The 8505-nt window shown below is 62.3% G+C and carries 9 protein-coding genes; 4 read left to right on the top strand and 5 right to left on the bottom strand.

The window, feature by feature from the left end; genetic code table 11:
* The 5 genes from AC1DT3_RS06935 to AC1DT3_RS06915 all read right to left on the bottom strand — a co-directional run.
* The coding region (locus AC1DT3_RS06935; RefSeq protein ID WP_477464520.1) for an imelysin family protein at window positions 1-534 on the bottom strand (534 nt) is incomplete at its 3' end.
* A 218-nt stretch (window positions 535-752) separates the two neighbouring features.
* The gene (locus AC1DT3_RS06930) at window positions 753-1652 is read right to left on the bottom strand and encodes an N-acetylglucosamine kinase (protein WP_477464519.1); all 900 of its coding nucleotides are present in this window, start codon (window positions 1650-1652) and stop codon (window positions 753-755) included.
* A 43-nt stretch (window positions 1653-1695) separates the two neighbouring features.
* A complete protein-coding gene (locus tag AC1DT3_RS06925; protein WP_477464518.1) occupies window positions 1696-2580 on the bottom strand; it encodes an N-acetylmuramic acid 6-phosphate etherase in 885 nt (294 codons plus the stop codon).
* Between the two features lie 88 nt (window positions 2581-2668).
* The gene (locus AC1DT3_RS06920; RefSeq protein ID WP_477464517.1) at window positions 2669-3694 is read right to left on the bottom strand and encodes a serine hydrolase domain-containing protein; all 1026 of its coding nucleotides are present in this window, start codon (window positions 3692-3694) and stop codon (window positions 2669-2671) included.
* A gap of 7 nt (window positions 3695-3701) precedes the next feature.
* Window positions 3702-4799 carry an anhydro-N-acetylmuramic acid kinase gene (locus AC1DT3_RS06915; protein ID WP_477464516.1) on the bottom strand — a complete coding sequence of 366 codons (1098 nt, stop codon included), beginning with the start codon at window positions 4797-4799 and terminating at the stop codon, window positions 3702-3704.
* A 136-nt stretch (window positions 4800-4935) separates the two neighbouring features.
* Between AC1DT3_RS06915 and AC1DT3_RS06910 the strand changes: the two genes are divergently transcribed.
* The 4 genes from AC1DT3_RS06910 to AC1DT3_RS06895 form a co-directional block, all read left to right on the top strand.
* Complete coding sequence (locus tag AC1DT3_RS06910) at window positions 4936-6438, top strand: ABC transporter substrate-binding protein (RefSeq protein WP_477464515.1); 1503 nt, start codon at window positions 4936-4938, stop codon at window positions 6436-6438.
* 54 nt (window positions 6439-6492) lie between these two features.
* Entirely contained in the window at window positions 6493-7440 is a 948-nt protein-coding gene (locus tag AC1DT3_RS06905; protein WP_477464514.1) for an ABC transporter permease, read from the top strand.
* A gap of 5 nt (window positions 7441-7445) precedes the next feature.
* Window positions 7446-8270, top strand: coding sequence for an ABC transporter permease (locus AC1DT3_RS06900; RefSeq protein WP_477464513.1), 825 nt, complete (start codon window positions 7446-7448; stop codon window positions 8268-8270).
* On the top strand, window positions 8267-8505 hold a 239-nt coding region (locus AC1DT3_RS06895), incomplete at its 3' end, for a hypothetical protein (protein WP_477464512.1). The genes AC1DT3_RS06900 and AC1DT3_RS06895, both read left to right, overlap by 4 nt.

Below are 8505 nucleotides of genomic sequence, written 5' to 3'. Positions count from 1 at the left end.
GTTGAGATCCTGACCCCACAGCAGAAATTCGATGGCGTGATAGCCGGTCGCCACGTTGGCCTCGACGCCGCCCGCCTCCTGCAGCTTTTCGCTCAGGAGTTTCTTCGTGATCTTGGAGGCATCGACCTGCTTCTTGCCGACGCGGATCGTTTTGTTGGCAATCACGTTGGCGCGGTAGAGCGGATTGCTGTCGGAGGATTCGCCGTAGCCTTTGGCGTCGACGTAATCGATCAGCCCTTCATCGAGCGGCCAAGCATTCACCTTGCCTTCCCATGCATCGACAATCTTGTTGCCGAAGCGATAACCTTCCGTCTGCTGATAGAACGGCCTGGCCTTGATCCAGGCCGCGCGCGCCGCCTTCAGCGTGTCGTCGCTCGGATTGGCGAGGAGCGAATCGACCGCCTTGGCGAGATCACGCGCCGCATTCAAAGCGTCGCCGTACATGGCCTGCGCTATCGTCGCGTAGGTTTCGACCACGGCTTTCGGTTGGGGCGCCTCGGCCCGCGCGATGGTTGCAAACGCTGTTCCTGCCATCAAGGCCGCCATCGCGACAAGCTTGAGTCTCATGTAAAGCTCTCCGTTCCCGAGCGAAATCCAGGGTGCGACGTCCCTGTTCAAGGATCTGAGTAGGCTCATGGGATGGCTGACGCAATAGAGATGCGGAAGAATAGAACGCTTCTAAAGAGCGGACTGAAAAGTATTGGGAAGGCTTTTACTTGGAGAGAGCGACAGTGGACGCTATGCGTGACGTATCACGTCACTGTCGCTGCGAGTCGCGCCGCCGTCATTGCTGCATCGACATCGTGCGTGAGGACTTCGACATCGGCCAGCAGGTTGGTGCGAAACGATTCCGCGATGACTGGATGCAGACGGGTGCCGCCGCCGACGAGCGCGATCGGGTGCGGGCCGGCGCGCTTGATCAAACTGTTCGCGAGGCGCGCCAGTTCCTGTCCGGCATCGCGCAGAATGGTGAGTGCGACAGGATCAGATCGCAGCGCCGCTTCCGCGACAGCACGGGCAAGCGAGCCAATCTTGCCGCGGTCGCCGCCATAGACGTACGCGCGAACGACGCTCCAATCGGTGCCACCGAGACGATTGGCGAGCGCTCGCCCCAGGGGGGTGTCCCAAGCCTCGCCAGGATTCTCCTCCTCGCGACGCAGCACGCTTTTCAACGCCTCCCGCGCGATCCAGAAGCCGGAACCTGCGTCGTCGATCAGGTTGCCGCGGCCGCCGACGCGGATGATGTCTTTGTCAGTGGTGACGTAGCAGCCGATCGACCCGGTGCCGCTGTAGACCAGGATGCCTTCACCCAAACCAAAATAAGACAGGTATGCGATCCACATGTCCTCGGCGACGAACACGCTCGCGGCCGGAAGGTCGAACGCACCTGCCAGCATGTCGCGCACCAGAATCTCGGACGGCGTGTCGCGCGTCAGGCCCGTGATGCCGGCGACGATTCCGTTTGGCTTGCGCGCTCCGATCTCCCGCGCGATGCCGGCAATGAGAAGTCGTGCGCGCTCTTCAGCCGCGGGCGAGAACAGGTGGCCCGATAGGGGATCGGTCGACCCTTGCGCGACGCATTGCCCGTCCGCGTCCGCCAACCGCCACCGCGTGGCGGTTCCGCCCGCGTCGATCCCCAGCCCCAGCGACATTGTTGATTGCCTTCTTGAGTGTCGGCCTGCCGATGCGCCGAAACTACTGCGAGAGGTTCGAAAGCGCCACTCGCAAGTTGCCGTTGCTGCGGCGAAGCCGCTCGCTGGCTTCCGCCGCATCGAGGCCAAGCGCCACGAGCACGGCGGTCTTCACGTCGCCTCCAGCGGAAACGAGCGCTTTAGCTGCGGTGTCCTCGTCGCATCCTGTAATCTGAATCACCATCACGGCGCTGCGTCGGCGCAGCTTCGCGTTGGTCGCCCGCATGTCGACCATCAGTCCGCGATAGACGCGTCCAAGGCGAATCATGATGAGGGTGGAAAGCAGATTCAGAATGATCTTCTGCGCTGTTCCCGCCTTCATGCGGGTCGAGCCGGCAAGCACCTCCTCACCGGTGTCGGCGAGGATCGGGTGGGAGCAGGCGGCCAGGATCTTGGCATTCGCGTTGTTCGAAATGCCGATTGTCTGGGCGCCGCGCCCTTTCGCTTCGGTGAGCGCCGCGATCGTGAACGGGGTGTTGCCACTGGCGGCGACGCCTATGACGACGTCGTTCGGCCCGATTTCCGCCTTGCGGATGCCGGCGACACCCTCCTCGACCGAATCTTCCGCGTTCTCGACCGCTTGCAGAAGCGCCCCCGGGCCGCCCGCGATCAGATAGATGAGCTTTTCCTCCGGCCAGTTGAAGGTCGGCGGAAGTTCAGTTCCGTCCTGCACGCCGATGCGGCCCGATGTGCCGGCGCCTGCGTACACGAGGCGTCCGCCGCGACTCAACCGATCGGCGGCGGCCTCTGCGGCAGCGGCGATCGCCGGCAGAGCCTCGCGAACGGACGCCACGGCCGAGAGCTGGCCTTCATAGAGAGCGGAGAGAATTTCGGTGCTGGGCCAGGAATCGAGATCCTGAAAACGCGCGCTGAAGTGTTCGGTGGCCATGGTGCTTCTTTCTTGCAGACCAGTATAGGTCCACTTGGCGGCGCCGGCAATGCGGAAACGCGTGGAAGGAGAGCTTGAAAGGTGCCCGTCAGGCCGTCTTTCCATCGTGGAGACGAATGACGGCATCGCCGGTAGCCCGACGCAGAGAGACGATCCCGGTCTCGCGATGGCGTGTTGGATGGACCCGGTTGGTGAGAAGCGACCAAGCCAAGCCGCGGTCGAAGTCGATCCACAATCCCGTGCCCGTAAAGCCGGTATGGCCGATCGTCGCTTCGGAGCAGGAATCGCCTCCCGACCAACCGGCGTATCGCCCTTCCCAGCCGATGGTTCGCTTTTCGGATTGACGGGTGCGGATGCTCGCCAGGCCTTGCGGCGACAGGCCGGTTCCATCGAGAAGGGATTGCGCGAAGTCGAGGACGCCGTCGATGATGCCGAACAGCCCGGCATGGCCGGATGCTCCGCCGAACGCGTAAGCGTTTTCGTCGTGGACTTCGCCACGCACGACGCGGCCGCGCCAAGTGCATTTCTCCGTCGCCGCGCACCGCTTGGGGTCGGGCTTGAATGTCAGTCCAGGAGGCAGCGGCTGGTCGGCGAGGGGCCGCCCGGTGATCCGCTCGATGGCAATGCCGAGCAACATGAAATTATTGTCGGAATAGACCGGTGGACCCGGTGTCCAGACGCGCTGCAGAATGAATGCCCGCAACGTCTGCGGATCCTGTCCATAGGTGTAGAGCGGCTCGACTGCCGGCAGGTGCGTGTCGTGCGACAGGCACTGCCTGAAGGTAAGGCGCCGCTCCGCTGCATTCATATCATATTGGCGCAGGTCCGGGATCACCTTCGCCAAGGTGTCGTCCAGTGTGATGCGTCCCTGATCGACGAGTCGCAGGATGGCGGTCGTCGTGAAGATGACTTTGGTGAGGGACGCGAGGTCGAACCATGTGCCGCGATCGAGCGGTTCTCGCGTCGGCTCGAGCTGTGCCGAACCGGCGAACGCGACCGCACGCGGTCCGCTTTTCGCTATGACGCCGAGAGCAGCGCCGGGAATGGCGCCACTTGTCACCGCTTCCCGCGCCGGCGCGAAAGCCCGTGCGGCCACTTCATCGAGCGTCATCATGTCCGCCTTAGGCCGCGCGGTTGAGCTCGCCGCCGGGCATCGGACGCGGCACGCCAGTCGTCGTCGGMAGGCTCAAGGGAAGCCCCTGGACCGAGCGCGCGGCAAGGTAACCGAATGCCTGCGCCTCGAGATAATCGCCATTCCAACCAACCGATTCCACCGGGTCTACGCTGACGCCGAGACGTTCGCGCAGGCGGTTCATGAAATGCGCGTTGTTGCGCCCGCCGCCGGTGACGAGCCAGCGCTGAGGTTTGCCCGGCACATGCCGCAGAGCGGCGACGACGGATTCGATCGTGAAGGCCGCGAGTGTCGCCGCGCCGTCTTCATCGGAGAGTGCGTCGACACCCTTGGCGCGGTCGTGAAAATCCTGCCGATCGAGGGATTTCGGCGCCGCACGATTGAAATAGGGGTTGGTCATGAACGCATCGACGAGCGTCTGATCGACCTTGCCCGACGCGGCCAACTGGCCGTTCTCGTCGAAGCTCAGTCCCCGGCGACGCTGGATGAAATCATCGAGCAGGGCGCTCGCCGGTCCGGTGTCGAAGGCGATCACGGTGTCGCCGTCGATATAGGTGACATTGCCGACGCCGCCGAGATTCAACACCATGACCGGTTGCGGCAAGTTGCTCGCGAGGGCGCGATGGTAGAGCGGCACGAACGGTGCTCCTTCGCCGCCAGCCGCGACATCCGCGTGCCGAAACCGGTACACCGTATCGATGCCGAACGTCTTTGCGACCTGCTCGCCGAGACCGAGCTGACGGGTGAAATGCTGTTCGGGCCGATGGTAAACCGTCTGCCCATGAAAGCCGATGAGCTGCACGTCCGAGGGCGCGATGTCGTTTGTGTCAAGGAATTGCCGGATCGCGTGAATATGCGCGTCCGTCACCTCGCGCTCCAGCGTTTCGAGCGTCTCGCTCTGCGCGCGAGAGGGTGCGGCGATGAGACCTTGAAGGGTCGTGCGTAGATCCTTTGGGTAGGGAAATGTGCCGCCGGGGCCCGGCCGGACGATGGCTTCGCCGTCCGTCTCGACCATCGAAACGTCGATGCCGTCCATCGACGTCCCACTGATGACGCCGATGGTCTTCATGATCGGTCGTTTCGCCATGTCATCCTCCCCTGCACGTGACGCGGAATGATAGGCCCAAAACCGGCTGTTGGTCCAGAGTGGTATGTTATTGGACCATGACAGGTCCATGGCGATCGCCTATACTCGGCGGCAATGCCACAGAGGGAGACAAGGCATGTTCAGGACAAAGCTGCGCGGCGTTATCGGCGCGGGATTCATCATGGCGGCGACGACCGCCTCGGCTCAGGTTCTCGAGGTCGGCCTCGATCAGAGCCCGACCGGCCTCGATCCGCATCTCATCACCGCATTCCCGAGCTTCATGGTGGTGAACGGCAACATCTATGAGGGCCTCACCGCCGTCGACAAGGATCTGAAGGTCAATCCTGGCCTTGCTGAATCCTGGACCATCTCGCCCGACGGCAAGACCTATACGTTCAAGCTACGCTCGAATGTGAAATTCCACGACGGTGCGGCCATGGAAGCGGAAGACATCGCTTCGACGATCCGCCGTGTCCAGAGCAAGGACATCGCTTCGCCGCTCGCGAGCCGCCTGTCCGCCGTCGATACGGTCACAGTGATCGATCCCAAGACCGTCGAGTTCAAGCTGAAGGAGCCCTCGGCGCCGCTTCTGACCTCGCTCGCGACAATCGCGATCGTTCCGCGCTCGGTGGAAACCAACAAGGACATCTTGCAGAAGGCGCCGGACGGGACCGGGCCCTTCAAGTTTCAGGAATGGCAGCCGAACGGTTTCATCTCCCTGTCCAAGCATGACGGCTATTGGCAATCCGGCTTGCCAAAGTTGTCGGGCGTGAAGTTCAACCTCGTTCCGGAATCGGCGACACGGCAGGTCGGTCTCGCCAACGGACAATATGCACTTCTTCCCAACATCGACGCTGCGACGGCGCTGCAGCTCAAAGGCAAGCCCAACGTCAAGCTCGCGGATACCCTCGATCTCGCCTACACCCTTGTCGGGATGAACGTCTCCAAGCCTCCGTTTGACAATCCGAAGGTGCGCGAGGCGGTCAACTACGCGATCAACCGGGACGAGATCGTCGCCGCGGCGCTCTTCGGCGCCGGCGTTCCCGGCGGCCCGTTGTCGCCAGCCCTCAAGAGCTGGGCGGTCGATGTGAAGAATTTCTCCTGCTACAAGCCGGATGCCGCCAAGGCTCAGGCTCTTCTGAAGGAAGCCGGCGTCACGATGCCGGTTGCCGTCACGATGAACGTGCTTCCGCGCCAGGACATCAAGGACTTGGCACAGGTGGTGCAGGAGCAACTGAACAAGGCCGGTTTCAAGGTCGAGCTCAAGAACCAGGAACAGGGTCAGTTCATCCAGGATTGGCGCAACAGCAATTTCGACATGTTCGCGTCGATCAATGCCGGCAGCCCTGATCCGGACGATTACTTCTTCCGGACCTTCCGCACCGGCGGTTCGACGAACGTGTTCAAATATTCGGACAAGGATGTCGATCAGCTTCTCGACAGCGCGCGCGCCATGCAGGATCAGGCCGCGCGCAAGAAGGCCTATGACGAGGTGCAGATGAAACTCGCCTGTTCGGGTCCGGTCGCGCACCTGACCTACGGCACGCTCTTCTCCGCCATGCGCGACAAGCTGCAAGGCTACGACGTGATGCCGAACCGGTCGCTGTCCACCTTGCGTGGCGCAACCCTTCAACCCTGATGAGAGAAGCGGCGCCGGCGTTGGTCGGCGCCGCCTTTCGAAGAAACGTTTTCCATGAGCCGTGTCATTGCCGCCCGCCTCCTTGATCTGATCCTGGTTCTCGTTGGGGTCTCGATCATCGTCTTTCTCATGATCCGTCTCATCCCGGGCGATGCGGTGGCGATCATGCTCGGCGCGAACACGGAAATCACGCCGGAACGCATGGCTGAACTCAAGAGCCGTGTCGGGCTGGATCGCCCCATCATCGAGCAATACTTCGTCTGGGCGGGCGCTGCGCTTCGCGGCGACTTCGGCACGTCACTCTGGACCGGACGACCGGTTGCTCAGGAGATCATGGTTCATCTCTGGCCGACGCTCGAATTGACCGTTCTCGCGCTGATTGTCGGTGCCGGCCTGGCCGTTCCTGTGGGATGCCTCATGGCACGCACCCGCGGCGGAGCTGCAGACGTGGCGATGCGGGTCGGCGCTATCGCTGGTTTGACGATTCCATCATTCTGGCTCGGTATCGTCCTGATCCTGATTCTTGCGCAATTCGCGCCGGGCTTCGCTTCGCTCGGATATGTGCCGTTCTCGGAAAACCCGCTTGGCAATCTCGAACGGATGGTGCTTCCGGCTTTCGCTCTCGCGCTCCCGATTCTGGCCAACCTTTCACGACTTGTGCGCTCGGCGATGCTCGATGCCTTGGGTCAGGATTACATCCGGACCGCACGCGCCAAGGGCGTGAGCGAGCGATCGGTGGTCTACAAGCATGCGCTTCGCAACGCGCTCATTCCATTCATCACCAGCGTCGGCATCATGACCGGCTATCTTCTTGGTGGCGCCATCGTGGTGGAGCAGGTCTTCGCCATCCCAGGGCTCGGACGCCTGATCCTCGGCGCCATCGCCGAACGGAATTACCCCCTGATTCAGGCCACCATCCTCGTGGTGACGACAGGCTTCGTGCTCGTGAACTTCTTGGTCGATTTTCTCTACATCGTCATCGATCCGCGCGTGAGGGCTTGAAGATCATGTCGCGCCTTCGCAACAACAAGCTGTTGGCCTTCGCAACGGCGTTCGTCGCCATTCAGGTCCTATTGGCGGTCTTCGCTCCTGTGGTATCGCCGTACGACCCCATGGCCCAGAGCGTGGTCAGCCGTCTCAAAGGGCCGAGCGCCCTTCATTGGCTGGGAACCGATCAGCTCGGGCGCGATGTGTTCGCGCGCATCCTCTATGGGTACCGCACGTCGCTCGTCGCGTGTCTTCTCGCCGTCGGTGCGGCGCTTGTTCTCGGCGGAACGCTCGGTCTGCTCGCAGCCTATTATCGCGGTTGGCTCGATCGGATCATCATGCGCGTCATGGACATCCTGTTTGCATTTCCCGTCATGCTCCTCGCCATCGGCGTGATTTCYGTTCTCGGGCCGCAGACCTATAGTGCGGCGATGGCGATCGCTGTCGTCTACACGCCGATCTTCGCGCGGTTGCTGCGCGGTCCGGCGCTCGTCCTGTGTGAGAGCGAATACGTCGCCGGCGCAAAGGCCATCGGCGCCTCTGATGCCCGGATCATCTTCCTGCACATCCTGCCCAATCTCGCATCGGTCATCCTGGTGCAGACGAGTCTGCTTCTCTCCGCGGCGATCCTTGTCGAAGCGTCGCTGTCCTTTCTCGGTCTCGGCACGCAGCCGCCGACACCCTCCCTCGGCTTGATGCTGTCGGAGGGGCGAAACTTCCTCCTGCTGTCGCCCTGGAACGCAGTCTTCGCMGGTTTCGCGATCCTGTTTCTGTCGTTCGGGTTCAATCTGCTTGGTGATGCGCTGCGCGATACCCTCGACCCACGTCTTCGGGGCCAGTCGTGATCGTCAGAAAGGCTTCGGCGCGCGACGTCGACGCGCTCGCCCGGATCGCCGAACGTTCGTATCGATCGGCCTTCTCGACAATCATCGAAGAGGATGTTCTCTCGTCGCGCGATGCACATTTCTTCGCTTCTCGCTTCGTCGAGAGCCTCGATCGCATCACCGTCGCGCAGGATGACGACGCACTTCTCGGCTTTCTCCTCATGACCGATGGTCATATCGACATGCTGTTCATGGA

The organism is Microvirga sp. P4_G7 (genome assembly GCF_056401005.1).
Note: the sequence above shows the minus strand (reverse complement) of the source record. Positions and strands in the feature narration are given on the sequence as shown.